At 35.7% G+C, this 19,930-nt stretch carries 17 protein-coding genes; 12 read left to right on the forward strand and 5 right to left on the reverse strand.

Annotated elements, in window-relative coordinates; all coding sequences use genetic code 11:
* Position 1 precedes the first annotated feature (1 nt).
* Positions 2-520, reverse strand: coding sequence for an RNA polymerase sigma factor (locus ACKWCD_RS12475; protein ID WP_413984291.1), 519 nt, complete (start codon positions 518-520; stop codon positions 2-4).
* A 244-nt stretch (positions 521-764) separates the two neighbouring features.
* Between ACKWCD_RS12475 and ACKWCD_RS12480 the strand changes: the two genes are divergently transcribed.
* Entirely contained in the window at positions 765-1,805 is a 1,041-nt protein-coding gene (locus tag ACKWCD_RS12480) for a zinc-binding metallopeptidase (RefSeq protein ID WP_413984292.1), read from the forward strand.
* Positions 1,806-1,833: 28 nt separating this feature from the next.
* The gene (locus ACKWCD_RS12485; RefSeq protein ID WP_413984293.1) at positions 1,834-2,262 is read left to right on the forward strand and encodes a DUF6438 domain-containing protein; all 429 of its coding nucleotides are present in this window, start codon (positions 1,834-1,836) and stop codon (positions 2,260-2,262) included.
* 471 nt (positions 2,263-2,733) lie between these two features.
* Here ACKWCD_RS12485 and ACKWCD_RS12490 read toward each other — a convergent pair whose 3' ends face one another.
* From ACKWCD_RS12490 to ACKWCD_RS12505, 4 genes are all read right to left on the reverse strand, one after another.
* Positions 2,734-3,276 carry a hypothetical protein gene (locus ACKWCD_RS12490; RefSeq protein ID WP_413984294.1) on the reverse strand — a complete coding sequence of 181 codons (543 nt, stop codon included), beginning with the start codon at positions 3,274-3,276 and terminating at the stop codon, positions 2,734-2,736.
* Between the two features lie 11 nt (positions 3,277-3,287).
* Positions 3,288-4,880 carry a hypothetical protein gene (locus ACKWCD_RS12495; RefSeq protein WP_413984295.1) on the reverse strand — a complete coding sequence of 531 codons (1,593 nt, stop codon included), beginning with the start codon at positions 4,878-4,880 and terminating at the stop codon, positions 3,288-3,290.
* A gap of 46 nt (positions 4,881-4,926) precedes the next feature.
* Positions 4,927-5,493, reverse strand: a complete 567-nt coding sequence (locus tag ACKWCD_RS12500) for a hypothetical protein (protein ID WP_413984296.1) — start codon at positions 5,491-5,493, stop codon at positions 4,927-4,929.
* A gap of 397 nt (positions 5,494-5,890) precedes the next feature.
* Positions 5,891-7,159, reverse strand: coding sequence for a YfaP family protein (locus tag ACKWCD_RS12505; protein ID WP_413984297.1), 1,269 nt, complete (start codon positions 7,157-7,159; stop codon positions 5,891-5,893).
* A 347-nt stretch (positions 7,160-7,506) separates the two neighbouring features.
* Here ACKWCD_RS12505 and ACKWCD_RS12510 point away from each other — a divergent pair, with 347 nt between their 5' ends.
* From ACKWCD_RS12510 to ACKWCD_RS12555, 10 genes are all read left to right on the forward strand, one after another.
* Complete coding sequence (locus tag ACKWCD_RS12510; RefSeq protein WP_413984298.1) at positions 7,507-8,790, forward strand: clostripain-related cysteine peptidase; 1,284 nt, start codon at positions 7,507-7,509, stop codon at positions 8,788-8,790.
* Between the two features lie 11 nt (positions 8,791-8,801).
* Positions 8,802-9,614 carry a hypothetical protein gene (locus tag ACKWCD_RS12515; RefSeq protein ID WP_413984299.1) on the forward strand — a complete coding sequence of 271 codons (813 nt, stop codon included), beginning with the start codon at positions 8,802-8,804 and terminating at the stop codon, positions 9,612-9,614.
* A 55-nt stretch (positions 9,615-9,669) separates the two neighbouring features.
* Entirely contained in the window at positions 9,670-11,478 is a 1,809-nt protein-coding gene (locus tag ACKWCD_RS12520) for a sensor histidine kinase (protein ID WP_413984300.1), read from the forward strand.
* Positions 11,475-12,089: a response regulator gene (locus ACKWCD_RS12525; RefSeq protein WP_413984301.1), complete on the forward strand. Its 615-nt coding sequence runs from the start codon at positions 11,475-11,477 to the stop codon at positions 12,087-12,089. Before ACKWCD_RS12520 ends, ACKWCD_RS12525 begins: the two co-directional genes overlap by 4 nt.
* Before the next feature lie 102 nt (positions 12,090-12,191).
* Positions 12,192-13,628, forward strand: coding sequence for a hypothetical protein (locus tag ACKWCD_RS12530; protein WP_413984302.1), 1,437 nt, complete (start codon positions 12,192-12,194; stop codon positions 13,626-13,628).
* Positions 13,618-14,691, forward strand: coding sequence for a serine protease (locus ACKWCD_RS12535; RefSeq protein ID WP_413984303.1), 1,074 nt, complete (start codon positions 13,618-13,620; stop codon positions 14,689-14,691). Before ACKWCD_RS12530 ends, ACKWCD_RS12535 begins: the two co-directional genes overlap by 11 nt.
* A gap of 1,083 nt (positions 14,692-15,774) precedes the next feature.
* Positions 15,775-16,113 (forward strand): hypothetical protein, encoded by a 339-nt coding sequence (locus ACKWCD_RS12540; protein ID WP_413984304.1) that lies wholly within the window; start codon positions 15,775-15,777, stop codon positions 16,111-16,113.
* 61 nt (positions 16,114-16,174) lie between these two features.
* Positions 16,175-16,849, forward strand: coding sequence for a C40 family peptidase (locus ACKWCD_RS12545; protein ID WP_413984305.1), 675 nt, complete (start codon positions 16,175-16,177; stop codon positions 16,847-16,849).
* Between the two features lie 31 nt (positions 16,850-16,880).
* Positions 16,881-18,518, forward strand: a complete 1,638-nt coding sequence (locus tag ACKWCD_RS12550) for a hypothetical protein (RefSeq protein WP_413984306.1) — start codon at positions 16,881-16,883, stop codon at positions 18,516-18,518.
* A gap of 55 nt (positions 18,519-18,573) precedes the next feature.
* Positions 18,574-19,929 (forward strand): hypothetical protein, encoded by a 1,356-nt coding sequence (locus tag ACKWCD_RS12555; RefSeq protein WP_413984307.1) that lies wholly within the window; start codon positions 18,574-18,576, stop codon positions 19,927-19,929.
* The last annotated feature ends 1 nt before the right edge of the window (position 19,930 follow it).

The raw sequence follows: 19,930 nt of genomic DNA on the forward strand, positions 1-19,930 counted from the left end.
TTTAGATTGAAGTGCCTATTTTCTCCCGCAATTTCATGAGCGCCAAGTGCATTCTTCGTTCTACTCCTTTTTGTGAGATGCCTACTATTTCGGCAATCTCTTTATATGTTTTTTTATCCTTCCGACTTAATAGAAATACTTCACGTTCCTTTGGTGGAAGGCTGGCAATGCTTTCTTGAAGCTTTGCCATAAATTCTTTTTCTTCAAGTAAAAATTCCGGACTTATTCCATGTCCTTCAGATTTCACTGCATTTTTGTTGTACTTCAGCACCACTTTTTTATGGTCAACCTCATTGTAAAATGCATTTTGTGCTACTTTCATCACAAACGATTTTGCTTTTTCAAAAAGCACCTTTTTACAATTCTTCCAAAGTTTAACAAATGCGTCTTGCGTGATATCTTCGGCCTGGGCCATATCACCACATTTGTAATAAATGAAATTCCGAATTACTTCAGAATTGGTGTCAAAAATCATTTTAAAGGTCTTTTCGTCGCAAACGGACTTCTGTTCTCCTGCCATTCTAAAATACCTGAGGTTTTCCCCAAAGCTAAAGATTTCTAAAAAACAGGAAACCAATATTCCCTTTTATTTCATTTGAACATGTTGCCAATCACGGTTCCCACCATAACAACAGGCTACTTCCCCTTTACCCTATTTATTATTAGAAAATGCTTCAGGAAAAAATAATTGAAGAAAAAAAATAGGGTGTTTTAAAAGTATCCGGTTGTTATAGCAAACGAATGATAATTTAAAACTGATAATTATGAAAAACCTACAAAAATTGAGATTACTGTTGGTATTGTTTTTGGCAATTGCGATGATTCAATCTTGCGTAAAAGATGATGTACTTACCGATACTGTTGTGCCTACCGCCAATAATCCGGAAACGGAAAGTACAGATACCCAGCCAGAAACCCCGAATACAGATACTACAAATTCTGATGATGACTCAAATAATAGTCCAGATTCAGATGGAGGAGAAGGTGAGATAACCTTATATCGGGTGGATGGTGAGAATCTTATAAAAGAAAAGGATTTTAATGTTACTGGAAAGGAATTGGATTTTCAAAAAGATACTGCAAAGCACCAAGAGGTATGGGCGCTTACCAAAAAAATAATTCCCGCGAGTTACCTAGCTAAAATGAGTCGTTTCATGATTTTTGCCGGTGAAAATAATGGTACTGCAGGATATGTTTATGATACTGCGCAGGACCTATCAGAGTGGGAGATGGGCATCGCTATTGATTTTGCCTACCCCAGCGGAGTGTTCAATGGCGATGGTGAATTGGCCTATACCATTATACACGAATTTGGCCATATTCTGACCTTGGATAATACTCAGGTAGATGCATCCATATCAGAAAATGATTGTTCTAACTATTTTACTGGTGAAGGATGTGCTAAAAAAGAGGCCTATATCAACAAACTGCAAACCAGATTTTGGGCCGATATTGCTGACGAGCATTCCAAACTGGGCGAAGATTACGATAAGCAAGATGCGTTTTATACGAAGTACCAAGATCGTTTTGTAACGGGTTATGCATCTACGAACCCTGGTGAAGATATCGCTGAAGTGTTTGCCACTTTTGTTACTCGAAATGGTGGTGTAAATGGTAGTTCAATTGCCGAACAAAAAATTCAATTGATGTATGACCATTCTGAATTAATTGGTCTTCGGGACTTCATTCGTGGCAATTCTGCAACTGCAAAAGGAAAAAGAATGCTTCCCATTGCCGGCGCTTGGAAAAAGGCTAAAACTTTTGGTAACCCAAAGCACACGAATTGTGTAAGACGATCTAAATAGAATTAAAAGACATTTAAATAATTTTAAAATGAAAAAAATAATGATTCTACTAGTTTTAGCCCTGGCCGCTTGTAAGTCCAGTAAGGAGGCCACCATCTCGGTGGACAAGAAAGATACAGTTTTGTTTTATTCTAAAGGGCCATGTTTAGGCAAGTGCCCAGTTTATAATCTTCGTGTATTCAGCGATGGAATGGTGATGTATGAAAGTAGGGATGTGCGCAGAAAAAAGGTCTCGGTAATAAGTCGACTTTCTCAAGAGGAAATTGGAGAATTGACTAACATTCTTGAAAATAGTTTAGGTGAACCCACACTTTTTAAAAGAATTCGAGATCGCCCAGTTACTATTTTAAAATATGATGATAAGGAATACGAATTCCATGCTTCAAAAATAGATGGGTTACTAAAACAAGTAAATACCAAAATAGAAGATTTGGTAGCCCAAGTACAAGTTGAGTAGTGAGTTTGTTTTTTCAAGTTGGTTAGTGAGAGAGCCCCCCGGTTTAAAAATTGGGGGGCTTTTTGTTGATCACTAAAACAAGTGATTAAAACCCACCATGGAAGTCCATGATTCTTTTGATAAAGAATATGGTGAATGACAAAATAACACAGCTAATTGCAGCTAGTGTGTTTTCATCGTTTAAACGTTTTTTGAGGTGAAGTAAGATTACCTTCATGTTATTGATTTCTGCGCAAAGCTCCTTTTAAAACGCTTTTGATTAAAAAATAGTCTTTGAACGACTTATTCTTAGCGACGAAATGTTGTGAAACGTTTTTTAATCGAAGAAACGTGTATTTTGAGGGAGTTATGTTTCTATGTAATAAAAGTCCTCTCAGTAAACAAAGCTGATTTTCCCCCAAATAATTCGCTTTGTATCAGAAGAGGGTTTTTGGCTAATGAATGGAATATCAATAAATAGCATCTTAAATATTAGTTGCAAATAAGTTTAAGTGCTTTTTGATTATTTGAATTTTCAATTCTAGTATATATTTTTTGGGCCGCTTTTTTACCACCCCTAATTTTATTTTTTAACATCATCTCACCTGATGGTAGCAATTGATATAGTATTCCGCAATATCCCTTTTGAATTGGACTTTTTTGAAGAAAATATTTTCGATCTCCAGCGATCAATTTTGCTTGATTTTCAACATAGTCATCTGACTGTCCTTCTCTTTGATGTACTAGGAAAAAATCACCTGTATTCTCACCTTGATTATCTTTGTAGGTAGCAACATAGGTTGAAATAATTGATTTCTCTTCTTTTTCAGAGGAACTAATTTCGCTGTTCAACTTGTCAATTGATTTCTCAATTTTGGCGAGTGGTTTAGCTTTTACTCCTTTATGTTGAGGTTGTTGGGCGTTGAGATGAGTAAAAAATAGCAATAGAATTAGTAACAGACATTTATGTGTCTCTTTCATGAGATGATCTTTACAATAAGTTAAAAGTGCTGAAATACAAGTATAGTTTTCCATTTTATTTGGTTTTAAAAATAAAAGAAGAGTCCAGCTGATAATATACCCGAAGATTCGTAATCTTCCGATAGACTATCACTGATTAGGTTTTCACCACTAATTTGTTGCCCATAACTCACTTTTATAATTCCCAAGTACAATGAAAGGCCTGTATATAGGTTGTTACCACTCTGATAGATATTATCACCCCCGTAATTATCATATTGTTTTTGGTAGTCTTCATAGTAGATATCAGCCCCAATACCTAAGCCATCAAAACCATTCGCAAAATCGTAGATGATTCCTGCATCAATTCGATATCCATCTTCATATATCTGTGCCGAGGTATCGCCATCTGTAGAAAGGGCATAACCCACACGTAATCCAAAATGTTCGGAGAATAAAAACATTCCCTCCGCGCCTAAATAGTCGATTTCACCATAACCGTAATTTAGGCCTATACCTATTCTTGACGCTTCACTAGCCAGTATTGCGCTAGTTGCTAAAGCTGCTCCTGCGGCCACTGTTTTGCTACCGCTCATATCAACAGCTCTGTCATAGGTGTTGACTTGAGTACTTTGAGTGCTTGATTGTGAATTATCTTCGGTTGTATTGGAAGAAGATATTTCATTGCTACCTTCAAGTATTTGCTGATTGGATATTTCTTTTTGATGTAGCTGTTCATATTTTCGAGCTTCCGCTAGAAGTCTGTTTTTCTCTTCTAGTTCAAATTGGTATTTTGGATTAATCTTTGAAGCTTGATCTCTATAAAATTGAGCTTTACTTGCATAACCACTAGCCAGATTGGAAGTTTGAGAATCTGTACTCGGTTCTTTTTGAGTATTTGATTTATAACTTGATGCTGTTTCTTGTTCCGTTTCTGAACTGTTTCTTTGTAGCTCTTGCTCACGCTCTTCAGCTAGCTCTCTTTCTCTCGCAAGTTCTTGCTCTCTTTCTTGTTCAAGTTCATTTTCTATTTCTGCGATTAGCGCATCTATCTCATAGGTGTCTTTTGCATAGTTTCTTGCTTCTTTGAGTGTTTGGAGTTTAGAGTTCGGATTACCATCGTATTTGGCAGTAGATAGCAAACTTTCATATTTTTCCTTTTTTCTCCTTTCTTTTTCTAAATTTCTTATTCTAAAACCTAAACCGCCATCCATCGCCAATTTTGCATTAGAAAAACGGACAGAAAACGGCCCTGGGTTTTTTGCCATATCCTTATTATCGGTAATGGTGCTGGTCTGCCCTAAGCAACCCACATCATATGAATCTTGTATATAAGTTAATACTCGGTTTGATATATGAGTATTCCCATAAGAGTAACTGGCTTCCAATCTTGAGAAAGACATGGCATATACTGAAAGATCACTTTCGCCAAGATCTTGAGCCGAATATTTTTTTCCGTCGTATTGTACGGCATCTACTTGTAAATCGCGATAACCATGAGCCATTACAGCGCTTTGATAGCAATTGGCGAAGGCGTATACTAAAGTTGCCGATCCAATGAGTCCGTTACCGTCAGGCTCGAAATAAACTCGAGAAGTATAGGTTGAGGTTTTTTGGGCGCTTATATTTATACTGAAAGTGAGACATATTAAACTGAATAGTATTGTTATTGTTTTCATTGTATTTATTTTAAAAGTTGGCGGTATTTGGTTAGATAATTTCGAATTAATTGAATTGAAGGTTCACGGTATACTCGAAGGTTTTATTTTCGATAAGCTGGCCAGATTCTAGATCGAGGTAGCTAAATTTGAATTGAAATGAGAATCCTTTTAAGTTGCTACGGTCAATTTTAGGTGCATTATTAGGGTAGGAAAACCTATAGGTATAGCCTTGGCGATTAATACCTTCATCATATAAGTCTGCGATTTCATCTATGGTACTACCTTCAAAAAAAGCAGGGGCGTTGTTACCATCTGACTTAAGAATAAAGATGTCTCCTATCGATGCTTCAATAGTTACGGAGTTATCAGTGGGCACAAACATGCGCATACTAAAATCACTTAGCATTTGGCCTGGTAGATCATTTAAGCTGGCTTGGTCATTGGCAGAGTTATTCGTTGAGCTTATTTCACTCAAAACGATATCTGTACTATTGATTTTAAAAAAACCTGGAAATGATTTCTCTTCATGTACTCTGCTTAATCCTTGATACCCGTCATCATCACATTCGGTACAGCAGCTGTAAAGGTTGGTTAGAATAAATGTGATCAATAAAAAAGTTTTTGTTTTCATGTGGTTTGTATTAATTGGTTTAAATTTTAGAGTATATATTGAATGCAATTAGCTTTTATTTTTAAGAATGGGCCTGTATTTCCGAATGGTTAAACAGACCCATTGCTAACTAACTCAAACTAACTCTATCTGGTTTATTCGATGTTGTTGGAATATGAAAAGCGAAATACTAGGTGGCATATCGATGATCATTTTTTTGTTTGTATGAGACAAAACTATTTGAAGAATTGTGATGCTGAAATACCTATTGATGGGTATTTTGAATAGTATTCCATCTAAGATTGAATCTTAGAACATTAAAGTACCAACTTCCAGTTATCTTGAAATGGAAGTTGGCAGCAATTAAGTGTTCGATCCAATTTTATCGTCTCCACAGATTTGAAATTTCTTTTAGATTTTATTTTACCAATCTTAGATTAGATTTATAGCTCTTTGAAAGAGTTTTTGAAGTAGTTTTATTGGAAAGGCCAATATTAAATTCAGCAATGTTGTTTACCTGGTCATCTGTACTTATGCTACCGTTATAGGTAGTTACAAGACCATTAATTTCTGTTTGAACTGTATAAGAAGAGCTAGATGCTCCATTGCTTGAGTAATTGTGAACTTGCACAAGGTAAGAGCCTAAAGGAGCATTTTCTTGCCAAAAGATGTTCTCAGGGCCTGGTCCATCTAAATCATCAAAATCTAAGAAACCTCCAGTTGATGAACTAGGGTTAGCGAAATATATTTTATTGCCGTTAGGTTCGGTGACCCAGAGATCTAAGTCGGCACGAGAAGTCCAAGTTAGCGTTACTTTGACCTGACCAAAACCAGATTGTAATGCACCTAGAGCAGCTGAAATTTCTGGTCCATTCTCCACCTTAACATCGTCAATTATGGACTTAAGTTCTGAGACAATACCAAGAAATGCGTTAGCACAATTACCAGGGCTTGTTGGATTACAGCCTACTACATCTGCTCCCACGGCAATTAGGCTAGAACCTCTAAAAATATCTGGATCAGCTTCAACAGCACCACTATCAATAATAAGAGAGCCAAGACTAGAGATAAATCCGGCACAAGTCCATAAAGAAGGTGCCGCACCACCAAAAGAAGTAATTGTAGCCGCTATTGCCGCCGTACAAAATGCGCCACTTAGAGCTGTGCTTAAAATATTGCCCGTAAGAATAAAGGCATCTACTAGATCTGCAGGCTTTCCAGAATTGACGAATTTAGGAAATGATGTATCATTTTTGCTAGCAGATCCATTATCAATATCTCTAAAATATTGGAATTCACCTTCGTAGATATATGCTAGGTCTACTTTAGATCCTCCCTCCTTAAATTCGAATAACAAGGTTTCTCCAAAGGAGGTAGTTATTTGGGATGGTAAGCCATCATCTTCATTAAAATTAACGAGTAGTGTGCCATCAGGGGTATTGATTAAAGAACCATCAAAAACACCGTTTTGGTCTTCATCAACAATAGAGGCTATGATGTTCTCTTTGTTCACAAAGACAAATGGGGTGGAGGTATTTTCAAAATGAGTCAATCCCCAACCGTTGAAAAGAACATCCTTTTGCACTTGTTCGTTATTTAGGTTTTCAGGAATTTCCACAGTACGTTTTTTGCACCCAATTAGGGTAACAAAAAGAATACAAGACGTTAAAAGAAATAGATTTTTCATGAGATATTATTTTTACGATTTATAATAGTTCCAAAACTATTTGCACTCATGAATTGGGACAATACCCACAAAAGGGTATTTTGATAAGAGGGTTTAAATGTTGTTTATCGTTCTAAAAGGGAATAGGATTTTTTGTGAAAAGAGAAACTTTAAAATAGGAGACTTTTAAAATTTGTTACTATCTTGGGAGAGGCTCCAATTCTTCACTTTTGAATTCACTTTCTTATCGACTTTGAGAGAAATACCTATGAATGGGTATTTTTTTTAAACGATTTCAAAGTCATTTTTGTAAAAATTAAAACTCTAGAAAAATGATTTCTCCCTTGAGAATTTGTATCTATTTTTTTATGATTTTTATTGCAAGTCCAGTTTTTTCTCAAATGGAAGAAAAAGAATGGTCATTGATATTTATTGTAAACGGCAGTAATTCCTTAGTGGATGAAGCAATAAAAGATTTAAAGAGTATTGCTAGTGTAGGAAGTTCAGATCAAGTTAATATACTTGTACATTTTGCAAAATCGGTCAAATCAAAGGGGTTCATGAACTGGACTGGTTTGAAAACATTTTATGTCAAAAAGAATGATAAATATGATGCAAAAGAGGCCATAGACAGTGATGTGGTCTCCCAAATTAAAAGTAAGGAATCCATTAATCGCTTAATATCAGAACTAAAAATTAAATTTCCTGCAAGGAAGTATATGACAATTTTTTGGGATCATGCGAATATTTTAAATCGCCCTCCAGTAAGTCCACAACCACCATTCGCCGATCCAACTTACAGAAATGAGTTATTGTTGAAGTTTGAGTACTACAAGGCGATTTTAGGAATGGATGAAAATGTAATGGATTTTGAGGAATTTACTAGAGTTTTGCCCAAAGTACCCGATAATTCTAGGTTTACTCCGATATTGTCATTTTTGGACAATACTACTTTTGTGGTCTCTGATTTAAAGACTCTAAATAATAATACTAGTGATATTCTATTGTTTGATGCTTGCCTACTTGCCAATTTAGAGATGGCAAAAATTTTAAAGGGTAGGACAGAATACATGATAGCTAGTCAGGAAGTAATTAAGGCGTCAAAGAGTCACCGCTATGATGATTTATTATATCGACTTATAAAAAACCCACTTCAGAGTCCAAGTGAATTTGCAAATTTGATAATGTCGCAATTCCGGAAAAACAATAAACATCGAGCCCTATCACTAATTGTTCCCGAAAATATCTCCCCGATTTTGAATGAGCTTGAAGAATTCAGTATTGCAATTATTCAGGCAATAAATAAAAAGTCTATTAGTATTGGGGATATTGGGTTAATAAGAAATAAATGCTCAAGCTTGGGCGAAGAATTATCGGATAAAAAAACCATAGATTTTATAGATTTTCTCAAGAAGTTCAAACGCGGTACTTCCGATAGAGCACTAAAAAATAAGGCAAAACATTTATTAAGACTATTTAGGAACAACGAAATAGTTAAAATTAATCACCCACCACATTACTCTAAAAACTTAAATGGTATTAGTATCTACTATCCCGATTTTTCTGAAAAAGAAGTTGATGAAGAATATGTCAAAATTACTCCTACCAAGAGCTGGAATGAGTTACTTATTAAAATTGAAACTTTTAATTAAATAAACCAATTATGAAAACCTTTCACAAACAATCATTAATTTCATTATTTACAGTATTGATGTTCTACTCTTGTAAAGTAGAAGAGAAAAATACCCAAGAAGTATTCGTTCTTTTAGAGGGAGAATTTGAAGACGTAGAAGCATTTGATGAATCTGAATTAGAGTTGTCTTCTAACATAATTTTTGATGGAACCAAAAGATGGCAATTAGTTGCTTCCTCACAAAATTACCAAACAAATTATGCGGTATATGCCAAATTTGTATTGGACGAGAACGAATCAAATGAGAATATTGTTTCGATAAAAAAAGTTAGCCTCAAAATCCTGAATTACAAATCTAGTCCTGTGGAACTCGGTATTAAGGATTTTGAGATTGAACAAGGTGAAGCGTTCGACAAGCTTAAAGTCAAAATTTATCTTAAAGGGTATTCTCGAAAAAGAATCATGTCAAAAAGATATGAGAATTTAATAAAAGTTGGCAACAATTCCATTGTAACTTCGGAGCGATACCTTGAACCCATTTTTGAGGTAACAAGTAAAAGAGAATTGGCAGATCCTAAACTTCCTAAATACGAGTATATTACTAAATCAGACACATCGTATTACAAACCATTCGGTTATTTTTATACAGGATTTAGCAGTGATATGCCCAAGGATAGTATAAAAGTTTTTGATTCGGAATTTTTTTATAAAGATGGAGTTTATATTGTAGTGAAACCAAATTATGATGCAGAAATTGAAAAAAATATTATCAATGATAATATGGCTCCTGGATTCCGTTGCAAGACCGCAAGGTTTGTCGGTAAAATACAATTGGGTAGTTAAAAGGAACTTCATTATTATCTTGTTTTTTTGGAATTTTAGCTCAATAGCTCAGAATATGGAGCCTCTGAACATGTTTTTAAAGTCGCTAAAAAAACTTGAATACAAGGAGGCTCTTGCATATTACTATAAAATTGAAGATTCTGACAAAAGGAAATTGATAAAGGCTATTACTGAAACAGTAATAGATGAAAACTATACCGGTCAATTAAGAGTTGTTGATGAGAATGACAATCTTGAAATTAAATATCTAAAAAGCCTGTTAAATGGTTATATATTCTCAACTAAAAACAACTATGGCAATGTAGAGGCATTCGAAAGTTTTTTAAATGCTTATAAATATGCCGAGGATTCTACTAATAACACCTATAAAAAAACCTCTCTTATTGCGATTCTTGATTTATTGCGATATCAGATTTTTATAGGTTCAAATCAATATGAACTTTATTTAAATGCTTTTAGAGATATAAAATCAGACGTTGATGATGAAATACTATTAATACTTTATGAAATCGTTTTTTATTCTAAAGCGGATGAAGATCTTAATCATAAGGCAGAATTGTATGAGGCCGCCCTGACTAGAATGGATTCAATATTTTCAAGTCTTCCGGAAAATCACCCATATATGCCTTACTATTATCATGAAAAGGGTATTGAGTATAAATTCTCCTATCAACCCAAACTCGCTGAAAAAGCTTTTGAAAAGGTAGAAGAACTAACAGAGGGTATTAAAAAGTATCGTCGTTTGTATGGCACAAATCACTGGCAAGTTTCCGATATGTTTCTAAATTCTAAACAATATGAAAAAGCTTATGAATATTTGAATAAATCGCAAGATGTCGCAACCAGTTTAAAAGATAGTTTTTATGATAATCGCTTAGCAGCCAAATATTATAGAAGTATTGAAGACTATCAAAAGGCTTTTGATCATTTGAAGAAGTCTATTGACAATGAGTATGTGCTATCTTCTAAAAACTATGCTTTTATGAGCAATCAATTATCAAGACAATTTAAGGAAGAAGCAGAAGTAAAATATAAAACGGCGGAAAAAGAAAAACAAATTTTAGTAGAACAACAGAGGGCAACTACCAACAGAAACTGGCTCATCGCAGCGGCGGTGGCTTTATTTTTTGGATCTGGAATAGCGGTTCTCCTCCAAAAAAATACTACCAAAAAACGCCAACTCGCTGAGCAAACAACCTTGCTTGAACAACAAAAAGTAGAAACCCTTCTTAAGGAGCAAGAACTTGTAAGTATTGATGCCATGATAGCCGGCCAAGAAAAAGAAAGACAAAAGGTAGCCAACGAATTGCATGATGATTTGGGCAGCCTCATGGCCACGGTAAAACTTCATTTTGACAACGTCAAGGTTGACGAAAAAGATGCGGCGATGAAAAATGCTCAAGCCCTGCTCGAAAAAGCGTATCAAAAAATTCGCGGTATGGCACATGCCAAGAATTCCGGAGTGATGGCGAACCATGGTTTGTTACCTGCCGTTCAAAAAATGGCACGGACCATCAACGAAACGAATGCACTTGAGGTTACTGTTGAGGATTTTGGACTCGCAGACCGTATGGAGAACTCTTTGGAGCTAACCATTTTTAGAATACTACAAGAACTAATGGCCAATATTATAAAGCATGCTGAGGCCACCAAGGCCAGTATTCAGTTTACCCAACATGAGGACAAGCTGAACATTATTGTGGAAGACAATGGTAAAGGTTTCGATATGTCTAACATAGCTCGCAGTTCTAATGGTATGGGACTTGTTACCATTGAAAAACGTATCGAACATTTAGAAGGCACTTTTACAGTCGATAGCATAAAAGAAAAAGGAACTTCAATACTAATCGACATACCAATATGATTACCGTAGCCATAGCAGAAGATCACCAGGCCCTTATTGATGGCATACAGTCGTATTTGGAATACGAAGATGATATTACTATTGTTGGTCATGCTAATGATGGGGAAGAACTCTTAGAGCTAATAGAAAAACGACCCACCAATATTGTGCTCTGTGATATTCGTATGCCCAAAGTAGATGGTATAGCGGCAGCTAAGATCATTCAAAAGAAGTTTCCACAAACCAAAGTAGTGGCTTTTACTATGTTTGATCAAGAAGAGGCCATTCGACAAATGCTCGATGCCGGAGCAGTAGGTTATATTTTGAAAAATTCTTCGTTGAAAGTCGTTTTAGAGGCCATTCGAGCGGTAGCTGAAGGTAAAACCTATTTCGACCAAAAAATTCATCTGCCATCGGCAGAAAAGAACAAATCAAAGAGTATACTCTCCTCACGTGAAAAGGAAATCTTGGTTCTAGTTGGTAGAGGTAGAACCTCTCATGAAATTGCCGATGAACTCTTTATTGGTAAGAGTACAGTTGATACGCATCGTAAGAATATGATTCGAAAGCTTGGACTTAGTGGGGCAGGGGAGCTATTGCGGTACGCTTTGGAGAAGAAGTATGATTTTTAGCCTGTCAGATCGGACTAAAGAGTGAAAATCCCCATGAATGGTGATTGTAAGGGTTCATTATCTATTTTATATTTATGTCTATAATCAAACCATAAAACAAGTATGAAAAATTTATTTCTCTTTTTGACATTTATCTCGACTTTATCTTTTGGTCAAACAATAACCAGTGTTACCCCCGAAAACTTCACGGGGCCATTAAATAACATTTATTTTGCTTTGCCAAATACCGTGGTAGAGGCTAAAATCAACACAAAAAAGAAGCTAAAAAAAGCACCGATTGATAATGTTGAATTGGAAAAAATATTTTCTAGTAATTTTATCAATATTCTACCAAATCGACTAACAGGTAAAGCCGAATATTCAATTGAAAAGGTTTCTGCCCAGTCAAAAGCAGTTGTGGATACTAAGAATCTATATCGTATTTCTACAGATAGAAAATTCAATAAAAAAAATACTATAGGTATAAGTGTTTCTGAAAATGGACTTATTACTGGCGCATCAATCGAGTCTAAAGATTTGACTGTAAAATTTGTAACAACTGTAATTTCATTTGCCGCAGTTATTTTAGTTAATATGAAAGATGAAGATTATAACCCCGCTGTACATGGTCCAATTATTTTCAATAGACTTGATTTATCTGACATCATTTCTAATCCAACCAATGAAAATGGAAAAAAAATGATAAAAATCATTAAGAAAAAAGAATCTTTTAAAGATTCTTTGAGTTTCTATAACAAGCAATTGAATAAAATTTTGTCTGGTGTTTTGAAGAGGAATTTTTACCCAGGAGGAGTAGAAAAAACAGAATTTCGGGTAAAAAAACTTGAGGAAAAAACCACTTATTGGAAAGGCGAAGTTGAAAAGAAGAAACAGGAATTTATAGCTGTTTTAAATAATATAATGGGCACCATTGAAGAATCGGAGGTTGCAAGAACTTTTAAATTACCATGGACATTCCCATTTACAGAAAATCAGGAGAAAGAAGTTGTTAAACAGATAAGAAATAACGTGAACAATCAAGAATTAGAAATTATTGACTATCCAACACCTTTAACTTTTGATAAATGTAAAAGCTGCATAAAGTTTATTTTAGAAAAGGAAAATCTTGCTATTGGAAATATTTTAAATGCGAATATTACCAATAGCAACAAAAAAGGGCTGCCATTTAAAATACCAGAAGCCTATAGATTGGTAATTAAATCAAAAGATAAGATATTAGGGGAATATCCTTTTAAAGCGGCAGGTAAGTTAGGAAGACTAAGTTCACAGATTAATATTTCTAATGTTGAATATTATGAACAATTAGGTTGGATAAAGTCTTTTAAGGCATCCAATAAATCAATAGAAACAGCTGATATAGATTCATTAGGTGGAAGTATAAGCGGACTTAGGAACAAGATACAAGGTAAAACAGAACTTGAATTAATCACGGAAGAAGCAACATTACTTGAAATGCAACTGAAAAAATTAAAAACAGAAGCAGAATTGAAAAGTCTTTTAAATCCCGCAATTATTGAAGAAGTAGAAGATGAAAATTAATAAAACCCTTGCTTTTTTTTTGATCTTAGCTATGAGTGCTTCCTCAGCTCTGGCACAAGTTACCGTTTCGGGTACGGTTGTCGATAACAATGATAGTCCTATTCCTGGTGTGAATGTTGTTATACAAGGAACAACTGAGGGTGTTCAAACGGATTTTGACGGCAACTTTTCAATTGCGACTATTCAGAGGCCTCCAATAGTATTGGTTTTTTCTTACATAGGGGCTCAAAGTAAACTAATTACAATAAAAGAAAACGAGATTTTGTATGTTAGAATGGAAGAAGAAATAAAGGTGCTTGAAGAGATTTATGTAGTTGGAGATGATGCGAAAGCAGGTGAGTTTCCTTGGACCGTTTCATTGAAGAAATACGGAAATAAAAGAAAGATATGGTGTGGGGGAGTCGTTATAGGTTCTAGGTGGCTTTTATCTTGCGCACATTGTTTTCAAGATAGGGATAACTTAGGTAATGTAACAAGTTGGTTAGGTAAAAAGGATATTTTTGTTTCTTTTGGTAATATTAACCATAAGAAAGGCAGAACCGTAGGTATTGAGAAAATATTTTATCCAGAAGGCAAACAAGCGTATAGTGCGGAGTCTGGGGAGAATGATATTGTTTTGATTAAACTAAAAAAAGCCATTATCAAAGAAAGAAACTCAGTTAAAAGAATTCGTGTCGTAAGTGATATTGAACTTCAGAATTCATATCTAACTGATAAGATAACTGCGGTTGGTTGGGGTTCAACAAAAACTGAACCTGCACCACTAATATTAAAAAAAACCACCTTTCCATTAAAATCGTTTGAAGAATGTAGAAAGGAACCTTCTATGGGCAAATCCTTAAAGTCAAACATGATTTGTTTCGGTGATGAACCAGTAAACATCTTTTGCCCAGGAGATAGCGGGAATGGCGTTTTTTATAATAATACTGGTGCCTTCAAATTAATAGGTTTGATTACCTCGGGAAGTAAGTGTATAAATGATTACAGTAATAACAAAAGATATTCCACTTTAACTAGTGTGTTGCCATATAAACCTTGGATTGATAAAAAAATGACTCAATAAATACGATTACGATACAAAATTATTAATAAATTTTTAATGATTTAAAGGAGTTAGAAGCGTTACAGAGCAGACTAATATTTTTATTCGTCAAATTATCCATTGAGTGATTTGGTTCTATCTGTATTCTTCGCAATAAATTAGTAAGACTCTTCGCAGTATTTCTATTTTGACAAACCTGCGGACGACATTACTTTTTTGTTAAACATTGTTGACTAAATATCCAATCCTTCAGCATCCTAATTATCTCTTGAAACCTGATTTAATAATTTAATGTGCGAGAATGTCAAGGTTTGGTAGATTATCTAAATCGGTTAAACTTTTATTTTTTATCAAAAAATATTCAAACTGGTTTTCGCAATTGTGTCTCTAATAATCAATGGAATCAGATATGAAGTAATAATTTGTGCATTTGCACTGCTAAAAAAAAATCTGGAATGTCACCTCTATTGCCAGAAGGAATTAAGAAAGACTCTTTACAAAAAGCGAATTTTGTAAAGAGTTTTAACTTACCCAATGTTGAATCTTCTTCCTATGTTTTAACTTCATCATAAAAATAGAATCCTCTTTTACAAACTGACCCACTTGATAAGGTTTTTGGCACCCATGCCCATCATGAATGCTAGCATCACCTTTTGCGATTGATTTTTAGACCTAATCAGTAAACTCCTCAATACAAGGGTATCTTCTTAAGTAGATGACTTCCTGATATATTTCGTAGGCATAGGTTTACATTTAAAATTGTAATTCATACACAAAAGTTATCAATTCATACAATAACTGATTTTTCAGAATTGCAATTCCCGTATATTGCACTTGCAAATTTTAGGGTGTAAAACGATTCCGTTTTTCTACCCTCTTCCCCGAAGAGTTTTAGAGGTTCCTCCCTGCTAGTTAAAGTGTTTAACTAAAGATTAGTCCCCTTCAAATTAAAGTAGTTACCCCAAATTAACTTTGATTTCCCCAAACATTGTTTTCATTGACATTTTCGAATGTCTTTTACTCAAACATCGTGTATAGAAGTTTTATGAGGCCTTTGCCTTTATGGATTTCTTGAATCTATTATTGAACTTAAAACCTAATATTATGTCTGTAGTAACATACCCTGCGGAGGTGACCGGCTATTCCTTACTTTTTTCTGAAAATAATGTAAAACTTCAATTAACCGGAAAAGAAAAATCAAACTCCGAACAAGGCGATTCTCAGTCTGAAAAAAATATTGCAAAAATTGATTTCATTTCGGAGCCTAGTGGAGATTCCAAAAATTTCAAAGCGTTTATCAATCGAGGTGGTTTTCTCAATGTAAGTAGACCCTTGTATATGCTGTCTGCTATGCTAGTAGTATTAGAGCAAGGAGGAAAAATCTTGTTAGATGGTAATGGCAATCTAAGTAAGAAAAGTAAAGTGCTTACAGCAATTCACTAGAATCTAGCTGAATGTTACCGCACAGGAAAAATATACCAATCATTAATTAAAAAAGAAAATTATGGGAAATATAGTAGAAGTGGCATCGGCTGAAATCGGTGTACGAGAAGTTTCTGGAACGCGAAGCAATCCTCAAATATTAAAATATGCTAAAGAAACAGGTTTTACAAACTATACATCAGACGAAAGCGCTTGGTGTAGTCTGTTTGCCAACTGGGTAGCACATAAAGCAGGTCTTGAACGTTCAAACTCCTTAGCTGCCAGATCTTGGCTGAATGTAGGTATACCAATAGACCATGCCGAACCCGGTGATGTTGTTGTATTCTGGAGAGAAAGTAGGGACTCATGGAAAGGTCATGTAGGTTTTTTTCATGGCTTTTCGGATGATGGTTCACGCGTCTATTGCTTAGGAGGCAATCAGGGCAATCAAGTTTCTATAACCGCAAAGCCTGTGTCTAAAGTACTGGGCTATAGAAGGCTTCGACCAGATGGGCCAACAACATTTTCAAGAAAGAACTTAAGAAAGGGCCACACTGGTGGAGATGTAGTAAAACTGCAAGATGCCTTAAAACAACTAGGCTATAATTGCGGTACTTCTGACGGTTTGTTTGGTTCGAAAACCCAACAGTGTCTGAAAGATTTTCAGGCAACCAATCCGTCACTTAAAATAAATGGTGTTTTTGATAAAGATACTAGAGAGTTTATGGTAGAAACCCTAAGAATAAGAATGAACTAATAAAAAATAATAACCCTAAAAATTTATAATCATGGCAGATGTAATGAAAGTATTGGAAGATTTGAAGTACAAAGCTGTTGGTGTGGATCCAACTACGAAAAAAATGCCGCAAGGTTATTTTGTTTCTTTTCGCCCAATTGGACTTCCAATTCCTAAAGAAGATTTCAAAAACCCTTGGACTCCCACAGGTTCTAACTTGAAGGAAATTTTAGATTCAAAATCAAAAGGTGATAAGCCCGTCACCGCTGAGGGGCAAGATCCCACTACAGTTGAGGCGGTTTCTGCAAGTAAGCAATTGGATGACATGCAGTTTATGAGTGCCAATATTGGAGCCAGTATGCAGGCATTTTTGCAAACATTCGTATTGACCGATTCAAAACTTGCCCTGGAAAGTACGTATAGGGCAGTGCCTAATGCGAGTAAGGTAAACGACTCATGGTATGCTATTATTAATGGGGCGAATGGTATTGCCCCTGATATGGAGTTGAATGATGAAATGAAAGCGTCTCTTGAAAAAGCAAAAGCGGTGCTTATGACCCCTGAAGGCGATTCTACACTTCATTATGAAAAATATGTGGAATATCGTGAGGAGTATCAAGATGCCGTACGGACTCGAAATAAGCAATATGCAAATGCCCTTTCAGATCCTTTAAAGCTTCAGATGTGGCCAATTCAAGGAAAAGGTTACCAAGATGATGTAGAGTTTGCATGGGATCGGTGGCAGTCAATGGGCTTCAAGCAAGAAATTGATGCAGCCACAGCGATAATGGCTAGTCAAGGAATTGACCCTGCCATTCTTTTAATAGCGCGTGCGAAGAAAAAATATGAGAATAGTTTGATAAATATTCCCAACGTAGGTAACATTCCATATACGTTTATGACTCCTTCTAAATGGTATTCAGCTACGAGTCCCGATGGTTGGAATTCATATTCGAAAACAGATTTCCATTCAGAATCACACTTTGAATCCAATAGCAGTAAAACTTCTGCTGGAGGAGGACTTAATTTAGGGTTCTTCCGAATTGGAGGACATGGCTCCACTTCAAAGAAAAAAACTTCTCTTGATATCAAGACAGAAAGCCTAAGCATTTCGTTTGAGTATGCTACTTGCGATATAAACCGACCTTGGATGGACACCTCTTTATTAAGTCTTGATAACTGGTTTTTGGTGGGTGACTATCCTGCAAGCTGTATTTCTGACGGAACTTTTGAACAGCAGTTTAAGGTTAATGACCCTAAAGAAATGTTATTTCTACCCTCTGTGGTGACCAGCCTTATTTTAGCTCGAAATGTTAAAATAAAATGGCGTAAGACACAAAGAGATATTGATATTCTAGATGAGGCGGTATCCGGCGGTGGTAGTGTAGGTTATGGCCCATTTGCAGCATTTAGTGCTTCACACTCAAAAAGCAAGGCAAAAAGAGATTTCAGCTATGATGCCAATACAGAAGGAATTGAAATAGAAGGAGTACAGGTAATAGGGTATGTTTCTTCTATCGTGCCAGGATCACCTAAGAAAAATGGTAAGGATTACATGCAGAAGATCAAGTCAAAGCCGATACCTGCACCAGCACCTCTGGCAGGTCCTTCTGCACCTGCACAGCCTTCGTCGCCAACGACCACTGGAACTCCAGCTCCTTCAGAACCAACAACCGGACCCACTTTATAGTTGGTTGAATAGTTCTTAGAAAACTGAAATAATATGAATCCTTGAAAAGCTACTTATGAATGTCAATAATTTAATGGATAATGTTCGTGATTTTTTTAGCGAACAATATAAAGGGGTAGAAAAGTCAAATTCGTTTCTTTCTTTTGAAGCACTGGGTACCATGATTGACCCTGATGATTTCAAGGATGAAAATGAAGAAATATCGGAAATAAAAGCTACGGAGCAGTTATCTATCTTGGGAGATCGACTTCCCGAGATAGATGACATTTTTCTAACGAATACGTCCAGGCTAAGCTCGCTCTATGAAATGCTTATAAGTGGAACTGAATTTTATGGTGAAAATATAAAAGCAGATGATACGAGCCCTTATTTGGCCAAATTCGCTGAAGTTAAAAAAGATGCGGAATTCAAGTATAACGAAGCGGTGAAAGCTTCTATTGAGAGGCCTGAAGGAAATTACTTGCCTGTATATGGTACGCCCAATAAATGGTACGATCCAAAAGGTTCTTTTTGGCAGACAAAAACTTTTTCTGAAAAGGAAAATAAAACGGCTCCTGCACCTAAGAGTAAAGCAATAAAGAAGACAGCAGTACCCTTTCTTTGGAAAAAAAATCTCGTAGCGAACCCCGCAATGTTAAGCACCGCCGTTGTTCAAGCAGTCAAATTAAAACCCATATTTCATGCGAAGCCTATTAAGGTGAAAATGGCAACTGTAGCTGCCCCAGTCGCGGCTAGAGTGAAAGTAAAAAAAGTGCCTGTTAGAGTTGGACATACTAGGCGAGTGACAAAGGCTAGACCGGTTAGAGCAACTACTGTTGTCCCCAGCAGAAGAGAAGGAACCGTAAGAAGAGGCGCAAGCCCTAAACCAAGGAAACCACTTCCAGTAAAAACAACCCAGTTAAAGTCAGCCACGGCATGGTCGAGTTTAGCGGTTTTAAAACATCTTGATATTTCCGAACGCACAAAAATAACAAGTCAAATTGCGCATCATAATACTGCACCACAAGAGCCGGTGCGTTCAAATGGCTTTGAGATGTCGTTTGATTATTGCATCGTAAACCTTGAAAGGTCTTGGTTTGATACGGCTATGTTTCACTACTCAAAATTGTGGTACGGACTTACTTTGGAGGAAAACTATTTTTCAACAGGCACAAAAGATGAAGCAAATTCAGGTGCTTTGAAATGTATTCCAACCGCAATGATTTTGATCAAGAATCTAAAACTAAAGGCAGCTTGGACCAATGAAGACATACAGAATGCAAAGAACAGTGTAGGTCTTGGAATTTTCAACCTGAGTGAAAGTACGTTTACAGATAATGAACTGACCAATTCGGGCATGCAAATTATTGGTTGGATGTGCGAGGTACTGCCCAAGTTACCAGCAATTTCAGACCCTAATATGGTCTTTTAAG

This window comes from Maribacter taeanensis, assembly GCF_047345145.1.
Lineage (GTDB): Bacteria > Bacteroidota > Bacteroidia > Flavobacteriales > Flavobacteriaceae > Maribacter_C.